This window comes from Streptomyces sioyaensis (genome assembly GCF_004122735.1).
Classification (GTDB): domain Bacteria; phylum Actinomycetota; class Actinomycetes; order Streptomycetales; family Streptomycetaceae; genus Streptomyces; species Streptomyces sioyaensis.
This window is the reverse complement of record NZ_SDIF01000136.1, coordinates 1-16,078: the sequence shown is the minus strand read 5'-3', so window position 1 is coordinate 16,078 and position 16,078 is coordinate 1. Positions and strand designations below refer to the sequence as shown.

The window sequence follows — 16,078 nt, the reverse complement described above, 5'->3', positions numbered from 1 at the left end:
CCCGACCTCCCCGTACGCCGCCGGCCCCCGCTGCCACCCCCTGCACCACGCCACGGGTCCGTGACAGGATTCCTCGCGCACGGCAACGGTCCGCCGCACCCGGCGGACCGCGCAGCAGCCCGGCAACTCAGCAGCTCACGGCTCAAGGGAGAGCGCCATGGCAGGCAAACCGCCCGCATCGGACCCGGTCCAGGACGCACCCGAGGTCAGCGCGCCCCAGCACTCGGCCGTCGGCCTGCCGGCCCTCACCCACGCCCTGCGCATCTCCCAGCAGCAGATGGGCGTGCGCCGTACCGCCCTGACCCTGCTGCGCGTCAACCAGCAGGACGGCTTCGACTGCCCCGGCTGTGCCTGGCCCGAGCCCGACAAGCCGCACACCGCCGAATTCTGCGAGAACGGCGCCAAGGCCGTCGCCGAGGAAGCCACCCTGCGCCGCGTCACCCCGGACTTCTTCGCCGCCCACTCCGTCGCCGACCTCGCCGACCGCAGCGGCTACTGGCTCGGCCAGCAGGGCCGCCTGACCCACCCCATGTATCTGGCCGAGGGCGCCGACCACTACGTCCCGGTCTCCTGGGAGCGGGCCTTCGACCTCGTCGGCGAGGAGCTCACCGCCCTCGACTCCCCCGACGAGGCCGTCTTCTACACCTCCGGCCGCACCAGCAACGAGGCCGCCTTCCTCTACCAGCTCTTCGCCCGCGAATTCGGCACCAACAACCTCCCCGACTGCTCCAACATGTGCCATGAGTCGTCGGGCTCCGCGCTCACCGAGACCCTCGGCATCGGCAAGGGCAGCGTGCTGCTGGAGGACCTCTACCAGGCCGACCTGATCATCGTCGCCGGGCAGAACCCGGGCACCAACCACCCGCGGATGCTCACCGCCCTGGAGAAGGCCAAGGCCGGCGGCGCGAAGATCATCTCGATCAATCCGCTGCCCGAGGCCGGCCTGGAGCGCTTCAAGAACCCGCAGACCCCGCGCGGCCTGGCCGGCGGCGGCACGGCGCTCACCGATCTCTTCCTCCAGGTACGCCTCGGCGGCGACCAGGCCCTCTTCCGGGCCCTCAACCGCCTCATCCTGAACACCGACGGCGCCCTCGACGAGGACTTCATCCGTGCGCACACCCACGGCTTCGAGGAGTTCGCACAGGCCGCACGGGCCGACGACGACGGGGACGAGACGCTCGCCGCCACCGGCCTGACCCGCGAAGAGATCGGCCGCGCGGGGGAGATGGTCCTCGCCTCCCGGCGCACCATCGTGTGCTGGGCGATGGGCCTGACCCAGCACAAGCACTCCGTCCCCACCATCCGGGAAGTCGTCAACTTCCTGCTGCTGCGCGGAAACATCGGCCGCCCCGGGGCCGGCGTGTGCCCCGTCCGCGGACACAGCAACGTCCAGGGCGACCGCACCATGGGCATCTTCGAACGGCCCGCGCCCGCCTTCCTCGACGCCCTGGAGAGGGAGTTCGGCTTCGCGCCGCCCCGTGAGCACGGCCTCGACGTCGTCCGCGCCATCCGCGCGCTGCGCGACGGGCAGGCCAAGGTCTTCTTCGCGATGGGCGGCAACTTCGTCTCCGCCACCCCCGACACCGACGTCACCGAGGCGGCCATGCGCCGCGCCCGGCTGACCGTCCATGTCTCCACGAAGCTCAACCGCTCGCACGTGATCACCGGCGCCCGCGCCCTGATCCTGCCGACCCTGGGCCGTACGGAACGCGATGTGCGGCGCGGCCCGGACGGGAAGAGCGCCGAGCAGTTCGTGACCGTCGAGGACTCCATGGGCATGGTGCACGCCTCCCGCGGCCGTCTGGAGCCCGCCAGTTCCCATCTGCTGTCCGAGACCGCGATCGTCGCCCGGCTGGCCCGCCGCGTCCTGGGCGAGCGCAGCCGCACCCCCTGGGAGGAGTTCGCGCAGGACTATGCGGCGATCCGCGACCGGATCGCCCAAGTCGTCCCGGGTTTCGAGGACTTCAACACCAAGGTCGCCCGCCCCGGAGGCTTCGCCCTTCCGCACGCCCCCCGGGACAGCCGCAGCTTCCCCACCGCCACCGGCAAGGCCAACTTCACCGCCGCGCCCGTGGAGTACCCCGCCGTGCCCGAAGGGCGGCTGCTGTTGCAGACGCTGCGCTCCCACGACCAGTACAACACCACCATCTACGGCCTCAGCGACCGCTACCGCGGCATCAAGAACGGCCGGCGGGTGGTGCTCGTCCACCCCGACGACGCCCGCGAACGGGGCCTGGCCGACGGCGCGTACGCCGACCTGGTCAGCGAGTGGACCGACGGCAGCGAGCGGCGCGCGGCCGGCTTCCGCGTCGTCCACTACCCGACGGCCCGCGGGTGTGCGGCCGCCTACTACCCCGAGACCAATGTCCTCATCCCGCTCGACCACACCGCCGACACCAGCAACACCCCGGCCGCCAAGTCCGTGGTGATCCGCCTGGAGAGCGCCCGCGGGGACTAGGGCGTGTCTCCCCGATCTCCGTGGGCCTGGCCCATCGGGCAGGCCCTCACCGCAGCGGGCCGCGGCCGGCGGGAACAAACGACCCCGCGCTGAGCGCTTGCTCAGGGGCCTGATAGGAACAGGCACGGATCGACGACGATCAGGGCGAGCGAACGGAGCCGTAGGCATGGGTGAGCACAGCACGACCAAGTTTCCGCAGGAGATCCTCGACCAGTGGGCCGGCCTCGGCCTCGACCTCCCGGCGCTCTTCTCCGCCGGGCACCTCGGCGAGCGGATGAGCGTGCAGGTCACCGAGGCCGCCCCGGAGCGCGTCGTCGGCACCATGCCCGTCGAGGGCAACACCCAGCCCTACGGCCTGCTGCACGGCGGGGCCTCCGCCGTGCTGGCCGAAACCCTCGGCTCCGTCGGCTCCATGCTGCACGGCGGCCCCACCAAGATCGCCGTCGGCGTCGACCTGAACTGCACGCACCACCGCGGCACGCGCTCCGGGCTGGTCACCGGCGTCGCCACCCCCGTACACCGCGGCCGCTCGACCGCCACGTACGAGATCGTCATCACCGACGAGCAGGACAAGCGGGTCTGCACCGCCCGTCTGACCTGCCTGTTGCGCGAGACCGGCAGCGACGCCTACCGCAGCTGACGCACCCCGGCCGGCGCACCGTCGCCGGCCGCCGCGGCCCCGCTTCCGACCTCCGGGAGCGGGGCCGCCCGCATTTTCGTCACGCTGAGTAATGGGCGGGCGAGGCCGCGCCGCCGCCAAGTCCCGTGCCCGTCAAGGGCCCCGGCGCCCGGGCGCCCGACGCGTCCGGATACCGGACGCCAGACCGTCACCACGCGCCCCATCCCCCCGTGGAGGTGCGCGTTCATCCCCCACGCCGCGTTCGCCCTGCGGTGTAAGGACCATAACCGCATAACGCTCATCGAAGGTCATAACAAGAGCGTCACATCCTGGTCAGCGCCTCTGCCGGTGTGGCGAACACCGCTCTAGAGTCACCGCCAGTCACCGCGCCGCCGGGCGCGCTGCGAGCACGGAACCCTGCCTCACCCCGTACAGCCCGGCGCGCGAACCGGCCATGCGACAGCTGTGGCCGCCAGGGAAAGGACTGATCGTGCGTCACCGTTCCTTGCTCATCCTCACCACCGCGGTCACCGCCGGTGCCCTCACCCTCTCCGCGTGCGGTTCGCGCGGCGACAACAAGAGCGGCGACGGCTCCAAGACAACCGTCGTCATCGGCCTCGACGCCCCCACCACCGGAGAGCTCTCCGCGCTGGGCCTGGGCATCCGCAATTCCGCCCAGCTCGCCATCAACAACGCCAACAAGGCCGGCGAGGTCAAGGGCGTCACCTTCAAGCTCGAAGCCCTCGACGACAAGGCCCTGCCCAACGTCGGCCAGCAGAACACCACCAAACTCGCCGGCGACAAGGACGTCCTCGGCATCGTCGGCCCGCTCAATTCCGGCGTTGCCCAGTCCATGCAGCAGGTCTCCAAGCAGAACAACCTCACCCTGATATCCCCGGCGAACACCACCCCGGACCTCACGCAGGGCCCGGACTGGCGGAAGAACAAGCGGGTCCGGCCCTTCCCCACGTACTTCCGCACCGCCACCACCGACGAGGTGCAGGGCGCCTTCGACGGCCAGTACGCCTGGGAGAAGGTGAAGGCCAAGAAGGTCTACATCATCGACGACCAGAAGACCTACGGCGTCGGCCTGGCCTCCTCCTTCAAGGACCAGTTCACCAAGCTCGGCGGCAAGGTCGCCGGCACCGAGCACGTCAGCCCCGACGACCGTGACTTCAAGGCCGTCGTCTCCAAGGTCAAGTCCGCCAAGCCCGACCTGGTCTTCTACGGCGGCGAGTACCCCGCCTCCGGCCCCCTCAGCCAGCAGCTCAAGGACGGCGGCGTCACCGTCCCGCTCATGGGCGGCGACGGCATGTACAGCGGCGACTACATCAAGCTGAACAAGAAGGCCCAGGGCGACTACGCCTCCTCCGTCGGCAAGCCCGTCGAAGAGCTCCCCTCCGCCAAGAAGTTCATCGCCGACTACAAGGCAGCCGGCTTCAAGGAGGCCTACGAGGCCTACGGCGGCTCCACCTACGACTCCACCTGGGCCATCATCCAGGCCGTCAAGAGCGTCGTCGACGCCAACGGCGGCAAGCTCCCCGACGACGCCCGCAAGAAGGTCGTCGACGCCATGAACAAGGTCACCTTCGACGGTGTCACCGGCCGCGTCGCCTTCGACAAGTACGGCGACACCACCAACACCATGATCACGGCCTACCAGGTCGACAAGGGAGCCTGGGCCTCCCGCTTCAGCGCCGAATTCAAGAAGTTCGACAAGAGCTGACCGACCGCAGCACCACCCACACCCCGGGCCGCGCCAGGACGCACCACGCCCCTGGCGCGGCCCGCGGCACACCGGGGCAGCCCGGAACCCCGTAACTCCCATGCAACGGAGGCCCTGCGGTGAGTGAACTGCCGCAACAGCTGGCCAACGGACTCATCCTCGGCGCGATGTACGGTCTCATCGCGATCGGCTACACGATGGTCTACGGAATCGTCCAGCTCATCAACTTCGCCCACGGCGAGATCTTCATGGTCGGCGGCTTCGGAGCGCTCAGCGTCTTCCTCGCGCTCCCCGCCGGCACCTCGCTCGCCCTCGCCCTGCCGATCATGCTCCTCGGCGGCATCACCGTATCCGTCCTCGTCGGCATCGCAGCGGAACGATTCGCCTACCGCCCGCTGCGCGGCGCCCCCCGACTCGCCCCCCTCATCACCGCCATCGGCCTGTCCATCGCCCTCCAGCAGGCCGTCTGGAAGTGGTACCCCGACGGCAAACAGGCCCGCGTCTTCCCCCAGTTCAAGGGCCACTCCTTCGACATCCTGGGCGCCACCGTCCAGCGCGGCGACATCTTCGTCCTCATCGCCGCACCCGCCTGCATGATCGCCCTCGGCTTCTTCGTCGCCAAAACCCGCAGCGGCCGCGCCATGCAGGCCACCGCGCAGGACCCCGACACCGCCAAGCTCATGGGCATCAACACGGACCGCATCATCGTCCTCGCCTTCGCCATCGGCGCCGCCTTCGCCGGCGTCGCCGCCGTCGCCTACGGACTGCGCACCGGCGAGGTCCAATTCCGCATGGGCTTCATCATGGGCCTCAAGGCCTTCACCGCCGCCGTGCTCGGCGGCATCGGCAACATCTACGGCGCCATGCTCGGCGGCGTCGTCCTCGGCATCGCCGAAGCCCTCGCCACCGCCTACATCGAAGAGATACCGGGCATGGAGCAATTCGGCGGCGGAGCCTGGAAGGACGTCTGGGCGTTCGTCCTCCTCATCCTCGTACTCCTGCTGAGACCACAGGGCCTCCTGGGCGAACGTGTCGCGGATCGGGCGTGATAGTGATGACCACTGACACCACCACAACCCCCGCGCGCGGCCTGCTCCCCCTCCCCGAACGCACCGCCCGGCTCACCACCGCCGCGGGCGCCCTCGTCACCGCCCTCTCCACCGGCCTCGCCTGGACCTGGAGCAGCGACTTCCCCGGCGACCTCACCTACAACTTCTCCCCCGCCGGCCTCCAGCTCGTCACCCTCGTCGGCGGCCTCCTCACCCTCCTCCTCGCCGCCTCGGCACTCGGCGTCCGCGGACTGCAATGGCTCACCCCCGCAGGACGCAACGCCCCCACCCTCCTCGCCGCCCTGGCCACCTTCGCCGCGACGTGGTTCACCCTGATCTCCATCGCCGTCCAGCTCGGCGGCCTGATCAACCTCGAACCCGGCGGCCTCCTCGCCGCCGTCGCCTCCCTGATCACCCTCCTCGGCGCGCTCGCCCTCCCCCCGGACACCCCCGGCGACACCGCACCGGCCGGCGGATGGCAGCGCTTCACCGCGGTCCTCGCCGCCTCCCCCGTACGGCGCCGCACCCGCGAACTCCCCTCCTGGGCCGAGATCCTGATCATCGCCGCCGCCTTCGCCGCCGGCCTGCTCGCCTTCACCTACGGCATCGACACCGACGACGGCGCCCCCTTCGTCGGCTACCTGCTCTTCATGGTGCTCGCCGTCCCCGCCCTCAACCGGGCCGGACTCATCGCGCGCCTGACGGCACTGACCCGCAACCACCGCGGCGTGGCCCTCTGCGCGGCCTTCCTCTCCGCCGCCAGCTTCCCCTTCACCCAGGACACCGACCAGTACACGATCATCGGGGCCAACATCCTGATCTTCGCCACCGTCGCCCTGGGCCTCAACGTCGTCGTCGGCCTCGCCGGCCTCCTCGACCTGGGATACGTCGCCTTCCTGGGCGTCGGCGCCTACGCCGCCGCCCTCGTCTCCGGCTCCGCCGAATCCGCCCTCGGCCTCCACTTCCCCTTCTGGGCCGCCCTCCTCACCGGAGCCGCCGCCTCCCTCGTCTTCGGCGTCCTCATCGGCGCCCCCACCCTCCGCCTGCGCGGCGACTATCTCGCCATCGTCACGCTCGGCTTCGGTGAGATCTTCCGCATCGCCATGCTCAACCTCAACGGCACCACCGGCCCTGACATCACCAACGGCGCCATGGGCATCCCCAACATCCCCAACCTCGAAATCTTCGGCTTCAACTTCGGTGAACCCCACGAGATCCTCGGCATCCCCGTCGCCACCTACGGCAACTACTACCTGCTGATGATCCTCGTGACCGCGTTCGTCGTCCTCGTCTTCCGCCGCGCCGCCGCCTCCCGCATCGGCCGCGCCTGGATCGCCATCCGCGAGGACGAGACCGCCGCCATCGCCATGGGCATCAACAGCTTCCGCCTCCGCCTGCTCGCCTTCGCCCTCGGCGCGGCACTGGCCGGACTCGCCGGAACCGTCCACGCCCACGTCGTCACCACCGCCACCCCCGAACAGTTCCAGTTCGCCGGCCCGCAGCCCCCCAACTCCGCCTTCCTCCTCGCCGCCGTCATCCTCGGCGGCATGGGCACCCTCAGCGGACCCCTCGTCGGCGCCGCCCTCCTCTTCCTCATCCCGGCCAAACTCGACTTCGTCCAGGACTACCAACTCCTGCTCTTCGGCATCGCGCTCGTCCTCCTCATGCGCTTCCGGCCCGAAGGCCTCATCCCCGACCGCCGCAAGCAGCTGGAATTCCACGAAACCGGCCAGCTCGACGTGCCCGACCAGCGCCTCCCCGACACCGACGCCACCCTCGGCGTCACCAAGGCAAAGGCGTGAGGACCATGACCACAGCACCCAGCCTCGCACCCGCCACCGACACCGTCCTCAAGGCCGACGGCGTCACCATGCGCTTCGGCGGACTCACCGCCGTACGCGGCGTCGACCTCACCGTCGGCAGCGGCGAAATCGTCGGCCTCATAGGCCCCAACGGCGCCGGCAAAACCACCTTCTTCAACTGCCTCACCGGCCTGTACGTGCCCACCGAAGGCACCGTCAGCTACCGGGGCACCCGACTCTCCCGCAAACCCCACCTCGTCACCCAGGCCGGCGTCGCCCGCACCTTCCAGAACATCCGCCTCTTCGCCAACATGACCGTCCTCGAAAACGTCCTCGTCGGACGCCACACCCGCACCAAGGAAGGCCTCTGGTCGGCCCTGCTGCGCGGCCCCGGCTTCAAGAAGGCGGAACGCACCAGCGAAGAACGCGCCATGGAACTCCTGGAGTTCACCGGCCTCGCGCACAAACGCGACCACCTCGCCCGCAACCTCCCCTACGGCGAACAACGCAAGCTCGAAATCGCCCGCGCCCTCGCCAGCGAACCAGGACTCCTGCTGCTGGACGAACCCACCGCCGGCATGAACCCGTACGAAACCCGCGCCACCCAGGACCTCGTCCTCGCCATCCGCGCCCAGGGCACCGCCGTCCTCGTCATCGAGCACGACATGCGCTTCATCTTCAACCTCTGCGACCGCGTCGCCGTCCTCGTCCAGGGCCAGAAACTCGTCGAAGGCACCGCGGAGGTCGTCCAGGCCGACGACCGCGTCATCGCCGCCTACCTGGGCGCACCCGTCGACGACAACACCACCCCGGACGACGCGGCCGACCCGGCACCCACCGCGGAAACCCCACCCACCACGGACGCCCCGGACCCAGGCGGCGCACCCTCCGCGGACACCGCCCCCGACGCCACGCCCCCGGCAGACCGGCCGGCCCAGGGACCCACCGGAGACACCCCATGACCGCACTGCTCGAAGTCGAGGACCTCCGCGTCGCCTACGGCAAGATCGAAGCCGTCAAAGGCATCTCGTTCTCCGTCGAAGCAGGAGAGGCCGTCACCCTCATCGGCACCAACGGCGCCGGCAAAACCACCACCCTGCGCACCCTCTCCGGCCTCCTCAAGCCCCTCGCCGGAAAGATCACCTTCGACGGCGAACCCCTCAACGGCGTCCCCGCCCACAAGATCGTCGAACGCGGCCTCGCCCACTCCCCCGAAGGCCGCCGCCTCTTCCCCCGCCTCACCATCGCCGAAAACCTCCAGCTCGGCGCCTTCCTCCGCAAGGACACCGCCGGCATCGACGCCGACATCAAACGCGTCTACGACCTCTTCCCCATCCTCGGCGAACGCAGCAAACAAGCCTCCGGCACCCTCTCCGGCGGCGAACAGCAGATGCTCGCCATGGGCCGCGCCCTGATGTCGCGCCCCAAACTCCTCATGCTCGACGAACCCTCCATGGGCCTCTCCCCGATCATGATGCAGAAGATCATGGAAACCATCCGCGAACTCCGTTCACAAGGCACCACCATCCTCCTCGTCGAACAGAACGCCCAAGCAGCGCTCTCCCTCGCCGACCAGGGACACGTCATGGAAATCGGCCGCATCGTCCTCTCCGGCAGCGGCGCCTCCCTCCTCCACGACGAATCCGTCCGCAAGGCCTACCTCGGCGAGGACTGACCGCACACCACCACGCGAGCACGTCGCCCCGTCGAACCTCGGTTCGGCGGGGCGACGTGCTGAACGAGCCAGTGGCGAGACCCCCCTCGCGCCGGCCGCACGCGCCTGACGGTCCGCGCTGTCGGGCGGGAGGCGCCGGGCCGGGCTACTACTGCGGTGCGGTCTCCTGGTACTTGAAGTAGGTGACCGGGGTGCTGGTCTCGGCGGACTGGACGTAGACCCGGGCGGGTATGGCCTTCAGATGCTCCTTCTCCGGAGTGCCGGGCGCCTTCTCGGTCCCCTGATAGTCGACGAAGAGGTAGCCGATGTAGTAGGCGCCGTCGCGCCTGCCTTGCAGACTCCCCTTCGCGCCGGCGGGGAACTCGACCTCGGTCTTGTCCTCCTGCGAGGTCATCTGCCGGTTGAGGGACGTCGAGGAGTAGCTGTAGGTGAAGCTGAGCTCACCCGCGCCCTCTCCTCCCGTTCCCCCATCGGCGGGAGTGCTGGTGAGCTTGGGTGTGAACTTGCCGCCCACCGACCAGCCCGAGGTCGAACTGTTCTCCTCGGTGACCTGCCCCCCGACCGTATACGTCTTCTTCCCCCCGCCCGCGATGCCGCTCCCACCATCCACCTTGGGATACTTGGAGCCGGACGTCGGATCGAGCTTTCCGACGAAGATGCACGGATTCGCCTTGGCGGTATTCTGCGGCGCGCCCTCATAGTGGTAACTGCCATTGCAGTACGACTTGGCGGAGTTCGTTTCGCTCATCGCCTGCGCGATGTTGTTGTCGCTGGTGCTCTGGGTGGTCTCAGGATCGGTGATCGACGAATCCGCTATCTGCCGGGCGGCATCCGCATTGAACCGGGGAGGCTTCGTACCATCCACCCTGGGGACCTTTTTGCCATCCTTGTCGATGACCATGCCGTCCGCGTAGTCCTGCGCCGCCTGCTTGGCATCCTTGAGCGCCGTCGCAACGTCGTACTGGTCCTGAACGGTCCCCAGAGCGACGGACTTGATATTGCCCTTCGCGTCCTGGTCGATACCCATCGGGTAACCCATCACGCTTTCCGAGGACTTGACGGGCGCCCACTTCTCCATCGCCTCGACGATGGCGGCCTCCGTCTTGTAGACCTTTGAGTTGTCGACCTGCTCCGGGGGGTCGGCGGCCACCGCCGGTGACACGGTACCCACCAGGGGCGCCGCACCCAGAATGGCCGCGACCAGCACAGTGGCACTCCTCGCCGCTCGTCTGGACACCCGGCGCGGGGAAGCAACTGAATTCGTCACGGTAGTATCTCCCTTACGTCCTGAAGAGGTGACGCCGCACGGCATGGCCTTACCGCGACATCTACGAAGGCGTCCGAAAAGACGCCGGGGCGCCTCGGAACACCAGCAACGGAACCAGCCAGGAAAGACCCCAAGAGGGCGATAGCTCACGCCTTGCCCGCCGGAATTCAGGCGGGTGACATCGGTGACAGGGTGCGGAATTGCTGCTCCTGGAAGAGGTTCCAGCCCGGGAATTTCCTCCTCTCGACACAAGTGGAGAGGGAAGCCGCTCCGACATGGTTCCACGGACTTATCGGCAACTTCCGCAGAATTCCGCAAGCCTCCGCGCAAGGACACACCGGGATGCTGCACGGACCTCAGCGTGCCGACCCGCCGCGTGGTGCATCCACCACGCCCTCGCCACCACCTACGCTCTCCACCAGGCTCCCGGGCCGACGTCATTGACCACGGAACTCAGCACCTCGCCGGATGCGAACAGGACGCCGAAGAGACGGAAAGGAACCATGGACCTGCACGCCTTCGCGGCGCGCCTGCCGAAATGCGAATTGCACGCCCACCTGGCCGGCTCCGTACCCGAGCCGGTGGTGCGCGGCTGGCTCGGAACGGACAACCCGTCGTACGCGTTTCGCGATTTCACCGGGTTCCTGTCCCAATACGGCCGCGTCGAACAGCTGGTGGACACCCCCGACAGGGTCCACGAGGCGCTGGCAGCCATGGTGGACGCCTGGGCCGCCGATCACGTCGTACACGCCGAGGTCCGCGTCGGCCGGGCAACCCTCGCACGGATCGGGGCACGCCGACTGGCGGACGCACTCGACCAGGCCGCGGCCGACGCCGCCGTCCAGGGAGTGTCCCTGGCATGGATCTACGAGTTCGACGGAGCCGCCGGTCTGCAGGCCGCCGACCACGTCGTCGACGCGGCCCTCGACGACCCCCCGCAGGCACTACGGGCGGTGGGTCTGAGCGGGGACGAATCCGGGCCGGAGCGCTACGCGCAGCAGTTCCGCCAGGCGGCGTCAGCCGGGCTGGCCCTGGTACCGCACGCAGGCACCTTCCCCGGAACGACGCACCAGATCGACGTCGCACTGCACCACGGGGCCGTACGCATCGGGCACGCCACCAGCGCCGCGCGGGACCCCGATACGCTGCGGCGCCTCGCGGACCGCCAGGTGACGGTCGAAATGTCCCCCACCTCCGAGGTCATGATCGGCGCGGTGCCCGGACCACGACAGCATCCACTGGAGACGTTCCTCGCGGCCGGCGTCCCCGTGGCGCTCTGCGCCGACGACCCGGCGCTGTTCCGCACCACCCTGACGAGCGAATACCTCATGGCCGCTGAGCACTGCGGCCAGTCCGCCGAAGCCCTGCGCGCGCTGGCCCGACAGGCCGCCCGAGCCGCGCTGCTCGACGAACCCCGCCGCACGAGCATCCTCGACGAGATCGACAGCCGCTCACACACTCCGCGCAGCTAGTCGTCCTTCTTCTGCTGCTTCTTCTCCTCGGCATCCTCGATGACCGCCTCGGCCACCTGCTGCATCGACAGCCGGCGATCCATCGACGTCTTCTGGATCCACCGGAACGCCGCCGGCTCCGTCAGCCCGTACTGCGTCTGCAGAATGCTCTTGGCCCGGTCCACCAGCTTGCGGGTCTCCAGCCGCTGGGTGAGGTCCTCGACCTCCTTCTCCAGCGTCTTCAACTCGGTGAACCGGCTCACCGCCATCTCGATCGCCGGAACCACATCGGTCTTCGAGAACGGCTTCACCAGATACGCCATCGCCCCGGCGTCCCGCGCCCGCTCCACCAGCTCACGCTGCGAGAACGCGGTCAGCATCAGCACCGGCGCGATGCTCTCCTCGCAGATCACCTCGGCCGCCGAGATCCCGTCCAGGACCGGCATCTTCACGTCCAGGATCACCAGATCGGGGCGGTGCTCCCGGGCCAGCTCCACGGCGGTCTGACCGTCCCCGGCCTCGCCCACGACGGTGTAGCCCTCCTCCTCCAGCATCTCTTTGAGATCGAGACGGATGAGGGCCTCGTCCTCTGCGATCACGACGCGCGTGGTCAGCGGCGGGACGTGCGACTGATCGTCATCGGCGACGGGCTGCTCGGGCTCGGCGGCGCTCACGGGACTCCTCGTTCAGGCAGGTGGTGCCATTGCAGCCTACCTAGAGGCGGTCATCGTGATGCACACGGTAGTGTGTCTCTGCAGCCGGCCCGGTTGGTGGAACTGGTCAGACACGCGGCTCTCAAACAGCCGTGCCTTCGGGCATGTGGGTTCGAATCCCACACCGGGCACTCTTGAACAAGCGGAACTTCACCTTCGCATGGTTCGCACGCATTTTCACCCCGCACTCGCGATTCGTCACGCACAGTGATGTCATGAACTTCCACGGCACAGACGTGCGGCACAAGGCAATCGCCCAGCTCCGCGCTGGGGCAAGGAACGCGGACGTGGCCCGCGCGTTGGGCATCCCCCTCGGCACCGTCGGCTATTGGCGACACTTGGACCGCGCCGAACGCGGAGAGTGCCCGGGCTCCCACCACCCCAGATGCCCACGCTGCGACGGACGCGACCTCGACGCGGCGGCATACACCTACCTCTTGGCCCTCTATCTCGGCGACGGCCACATCATCCAGTACTCGTCGCACCGCGTGCCAAGCCTCATGATCACGTGCGGCGACGACTGGCCCGGCCTGATGGACGCCTGCGAAACCGCAATGCGCGCAGTCTTTCCGGACAACTCCGTGTGCCGCGTCAGCAGAACCGGCTGCCACAACGTGAAGATCTACTCGATGCACTTATGGTGCTTGTTTCCGCAGCACGGCAAGGGCAAGAAGCACGAGCGGCCGATCGTGCTCGAACCGTGGCAGCAGCAGATCGTGGACGAACACCCCTGGGAGTTCCTGCGCGGCCTGATCCACTCCGACGGCTGCCGGATCACCAACTGGACGACGCGCATGGTCGGCGGTGAGCGCAAGCGCTACGAATACCCGCGGTACTTCTTCACCAACAAGTCCGACGACATCCGCAGGCTCTTCTCGGACACTCTCACCAAGGTCGGCGTCGAATGGACCGTCCTCGCCCGCGGCGGCGACCCGTTCAACATCTCCGTAGCCCGCAAGGCTTCCGTCGCCCTCATGGACCGACACATCGGGCCGAAGTACTGACGGAGACGGCAGTCAGGACCTCGGCCCAGGGGGAGCGTGGTGCGGGGGTGGGGCTACTTCGGGGAGTCGTCCTCGCCGATGTGGTGGACGCGGACGAGGTTGGTGGAGCCGGGGACGCCGGGCGGGGAGCCGGCGGTGATGATGACGACGTCGCCCTTCTGGCAGCGGCCGAGGGCGAGGAGGTGCTCGTCGACCTGGGCGACCATCTCGTCGGTGGAGTTGACCGTCGGGCCGAGGAAGGTCTCCACGCCCCAGCTGACGTTGAGCTGGGCGCGGGTGGCCGGGTCGGGGGTGAAGGCCAGCAGGGGGATGGGCGAGCGGTAGCGGGAGAGGCGGCGGACGGTGTCGCCGGACTGGGTGAAGGCGACGAGGAACTTGGCGCCGAGGAAGTCGCCCATTTCGGCGGCGGCGCGGGCGACGGCCCCGCCCTGGGTGCGGGGCTTGCTGGTTTCGGTGAGCGGCGGGAGGCCCTTGGCGAGGATGTCTTCCTCGGCGGCTTCGACGATGCGGCTCATGGTGCGGACGGTTTCGGTGGGGTATTTACCGACGCTGGTCTCGCCGGAGAGCATCACGGCGTCGGTGCCGTCGATGACGGCGTTGGCGACGTCGGAGGCCTCGGCGCGGGTGGGGCGGGAGTTGTCGATCATCGAGTCCAGCATCTGGGTGGCGACGATGACCGGTTTGGCGTTGCGCTTGGCGAGCTTGATGGCGCGCTTCTGGACGATCGGGACGGTTTCGAGGGGCATTTCGACGCCGAGGTCGCCGCGGGCGACCATGATGCCGTCGAAGGCGGCGACGATGTCGTCGATGTTGTCGACGGCCTGGGGCTTTTCGACCTTGGCGATGACCGGCAGGGTGCGGTTCTCCTCGCGCATGATGCGGTGCACGTCCTGGATGTCGCGGCCGCTGCGGACGAAGGAGAGGGCGATGATGTCGGCGCCGTAGCGCAGGGCCCAGCGGAGGTCGTCCTGGTCCTTTTCGGAGAGGGCGGGGACGGAGACGGCGACGCCGGGGAGGTTCAGGCCTTTGTGGTCGGAGACCATGCCGCCTTCGATGACCTTGGTGCGGACGTGGGATCCGTCGACGCCGATGACTTCGAGGGTGACCTTGCCGTCGTCGACGAGGATGCGTTCGCCGGTGGTGACGTCGGTGGCGAGGCCGTCGTAGGTGGTGCCGCAGATATGGCGGTCGCCTTCGACGGCGGGTTCGACGGTGATCGTGAATTCGTCGTCGCGTTCAAGAAGTACAGGGCCTTCGCGGAATCGGCCGAGTCGAATCTTCGGGCCTTGAAGGTCGGCGAGGATGCCGACGCTGCGGCCGGATTCCTCGGCGGCCTTGCGGACCCGGTCGACGCGCGTTTCGTGGTCGGCGTAGGTGCCGTGGCTGAGGTTGCAGCGGGCGATGTCCATTCCGGCGTCGACGAGGGCTTTGATCTGCTCGTACGAGTCGGTGGCGGGGCCCAGTGTGCAGACGATCTTTGCTCGGCGCATGGTTCGACTCTATGACTTACCGGGCGGTAGGGAACGGTAGGAAAGTGACTGCTCAACGAGGGCTCGATGAAAGGCTGTTGACAAGTCTTGGAATGCGCGCGACCCCGCTCCGATGAGCGGAATACCGCCCTCGCGCGGGGTGGTCTCAGAGTGCGGGACGGGTCATCGTAAAGCGTGCGTTGACGTGGGCGTACACCGTCTGACGCTGGGGTTCGAGGTCGAGGGCGGGGGCGGATTCCTGGGTGGCGCCGCCGTAGCCGGCGACGGCGCGCATGGCGGGGGCGGCCGTGGGGGCGGCATTCTCGGCGCCGAGGTCGGCGATTTCGAGGAGGGCATCGAGGCGGGCGCCGACGGCCTCGGCGTATTCGCGGGCGCGCTGGACGGCCTCGTGGACGGCCTGGGTGCGGGCGGCGCGGTGGGCGGGCGAGTCGGGGCGCAGCGCCCACCAGGGGCCGTCGACACGGGTGAGGTCGAGGTCGGCGAGGCGGGTGGTGAGTTCGCCGAGGGTGGTGAAGTCGTTGAGGGTGGCGGTGTGGGTGACGCGTCCGTGGTAGGCGCGGATGCGTTCGTGGCGGCCCTTGTCGGTGAGCTGCGGGGTGAGGCTGAAGGTGCCGGTTTCGAGCTTTTCGATGGCGTCGCCGTAGGTCTTGATGAGGGTGAGGGCTTGTTCGTTGCGGCGGGTGAGGTCGGTGAGGGCGGCGCCGCGGTCGGTGCCGCGGGCGCTGACGGTGACGGCGATGCGGGCGATTTCGGGGTCGGCTTCGAGGCGGGCTTCGCCGCGTACGGCGAGGCGGGGCGTGTCGGGGGTGCCGTAGGGGAGGGCG

13 protein-coding genes and 1 tRNA gene are annotated in these 16,078 nt (G+C 68.9%); 10 read left to right on the top strand and 4 right to left on the bottom strand.

Annotated features, from left to right (window positions below; translation table 11 throughout):
* Positions 1 to 157: 157 nt before the first annotated feature.
* From EST54_RS29535 to EST54_RS29505, 7 genes are all read left to right on the top strand, one after another.
* Positions 158 to 2,458 carry an FdhF/YdeP family oxidoreductase gene (locus tag EST54_RS29535; protein ID WP_129250771.1) on the top strand — a complete coding sequence of 767 codons (2,301 nt, stop codon included), beginning with the start codon at positions 158 to 160 and terminating at the stop codon, positions 2,456 to 2,458.
* A 166-nt stretch (positions 2,459 to 2,624) separates the two neighbouring features.
* Entirely contained in the window at positions 2,625 to 3,098 is a 474-nt protein-coding gene (locus tag EST54_RS29530; RefSeq protein ID WP_129250770.1) for a PaaI family thioesterase, read from the top strand.
* Between the two features lie 484 nt (positions 3,099 to 3,582).
* The gene (locus EST54_RS29525) at positions 3,583 to 4,803 is read left to right on the top strand and encodes a branched-chain amino acid ABC transporter substrate-binding protein (protein WP_129250772.1); all 1,221 of its coding nucleotides are present in this window, start codon (positions 3,583 to 3,585) and stop codon (positions 4,801 to 4,803) included.
* 119 nt (positions 4,804 to 4,922) lie between these two features.
* Entirely contained in the window at positions 4,923 to 5,852 is a 930-nt protein-coding gene (locus EST54_RS29520; protein ID WP_129250769.1) for a branched-chain amino acid ABC transporter permease, read from the top strand.
* Between the two features lie 5 nt (positions 5,853 to 5,857).
* Positions 5,858 to 7,654 carry a branched-chain amino acid ABC transporter permease gene (locus tag EST54_RS29515; protein ID WP_129250768.1) on the top strand — a complete coding sequence of 599 codons (1,797 nt, stop codon included), beginning with the start codon at positions 5,858 to 5,860 and terminating at the stop codon, positions 7,652 to 7,654.
* 5 nt (positions 7,655 to 7,659) lie between these two features.
* A complete protein-coding gene (locus tag EST54_RS29510) occupies positions 7,660 to 8,616 on the top strand; it encodes an ABC transporter ATP-binding protein (protein ID WP_129250767.1) in 957 nt (318 codons plus the stop codon).
* On the top strand, positions 8,613 to 9,329 hold the full coding sequence (locus EST54_RS29505) for an ABC transporter ATP-binding protein (protein ID WP_129250766.1): 717 nt from the start codon (positions 8,613 to 8,615) through the stop codon (positions 9,327 to 9,329). The genes EST54_RS29510 and EST54_RS29505 overlap by 4 nt, the downstream gene beginning before the upstream one ends.
* A gap of 148 nt (positions 9,330 to 9,477) precedes the next feature.
* Here the strand turns inward: EST54_RS29505 and EST54_RS29500 are convergent, their stop codons facing one another.
* Positions 9,478 to 10,536, bottom strand: a complete 1,059-nt coding sequence (locus EST54_RS29500) for a hypothetical protein (RefSeq protein WP_129250765.1) — start codon at positions 10,534 to 10,536, stop codon at positions 9,478 to 9,480.
* A 563-nt stretch (positions 10,537 to 11,099) separates the two neighbouring features.
* On the opposite strand from EST54_RS29500, the gene EST54_RS29495 reads away from it, so the two are divergent.
* Positions 11,100 to 12,068, top strand: a complete 969-nt coding sequence (locus tag EST54_RS29495) for an adenosine deaminase family protein (RefSeq protein ID WP_161989332.1) — start codon at positions 11,100 to 11,102, stop codon at positions 12,066 to 12,068.
* Here the strand turns inward: EST54_RS29495 and EST54_RS29490 are convergent.
* Positions 12,065 to 12,721: an ANTAR domain-containing response regulator gene (locus EST54_RS29490; protein ID WP_129250763.1), complete on the bottom strand. Its 657-nt coding sequence runs from the start codon at positions 12,719 to 12,721 to the stop codon at positions 12,065 to 12,067. The two genes, EST54_RS29495 and EST54_RS29490, sit on opposite strands and share 4 nt — an antisense overlap.
* Before the next feature lie 87 nt (positions 12,722 to 12,808).
* Between EST54_RS29490 and EST54_RS29485 the strand changes: the two genes are divergently transcribed.
* Together EST54_RS29485 and EST54_RS29480 are read left to right on the top strand one after the other, a co-directional pair.
* Positions 12,809 to 12,891 (top strand) — tRNA-Leu (locus EST54_RS29485).
* A gap of 84 nt (positions 12,892 to 12,975) precedes the next feature.
* A complete protein-coding gene (locus EST54_RS29480; RefSeq protein WP_129250762.1) occupies positions 12,976 to 13,764 on the top strand; it encodes a helix-turn-helix domain-containing protein in 789 nt (262 codons plus the stop codon).
* Between the two features lie 53 nt (positions 13,765 to 13,817).
* On the opposite strand, the gene pyk is transcribed toward EST54_RS29480, so the two are convergent.
* Together pyk and EST54_RS29470 are read right to left on the bottom strand one after the other, a co-directional pair.
* The gene (pyk, locus tag EST54_RS29475) at positions 13,818 to 15,254 is read right to left on the bottom strand and encodes a pyruvate kinase (protein WP_129250761.1); all 1,437 of its coding nucleotides are present in this window, start codon (positions 15,252 to 15,254) and stop codon (positions 13,818 to 13,820) included.
* 145 nt (positions 15,255 to 15,399) lie between these two features.
* Positions 15,400 to 16,078: SIMPL domain-containing protein (locus EST54_RS29470; protein ID WP_129250760.1), on the bottom strand; the 679-nt coding region annotated here is incomplete at its 5' end.

Excerpts from the sequence above, each read along its gene's own strand:
- EST54_RS29505 (WP_129250766.1), top strand. The coding sequence starts at position 8,613 with ATGACCGCACTGCTCGAAGTCGAGGACCTCCGCGTCGCCTACGGCAAG.
- EST54_RS29530 (WP_129250770.1), top strand. The coding sequence starts at position 2,625 with ATGGGTGAGCACAGCACGACCAAGTTTCCGCAGGAGATCCTCGACCAG.
- EST54_RS29495 (WP_161989332.1), top strand. The coding sequence starts at position 11,100 with ATGGACCTGCACGCCTTCGCGGCGCGCCTGCCGAAATGCGAATTGCAC.
- EST54_RS29480 (WP_129250762.1), top strand. The coding sequence starts at position 12,976 with ATGAACTTCCACGGCACAGACGTGCGGCACAAGGCAATCGCCCAGCTC.
- EST54_RS29515 (WP_129250768.1), top strand. The coding sequence starts at position 5,858 with ATGACCACTGACACCACCACAACCCCCGCGCGCGGCCTGCTCCCCCTC.
- pyk (WP_129250761.1), bottom strand. The coding sequence starts at position 15,254 with ATGCGCCGAGCAAAGATCGTCTGCACACTGGGCCCCGCCACCGACTCG.
- EST54_RS29510 (WP_129250767.1), top strand. The coding sequence starts at position 7,660 with ATGACCACAGCACCCAGCCTCGCACCCGCCACCGACACCGTCCTCAAG.
- EST54_RS29535 (WP_129250771.1), top strand. The coding sequence starts at position 158 with ATGGCAGGCAAACCGCCCGCATCGGACCCGGTCCAGGACGCACCCGAG.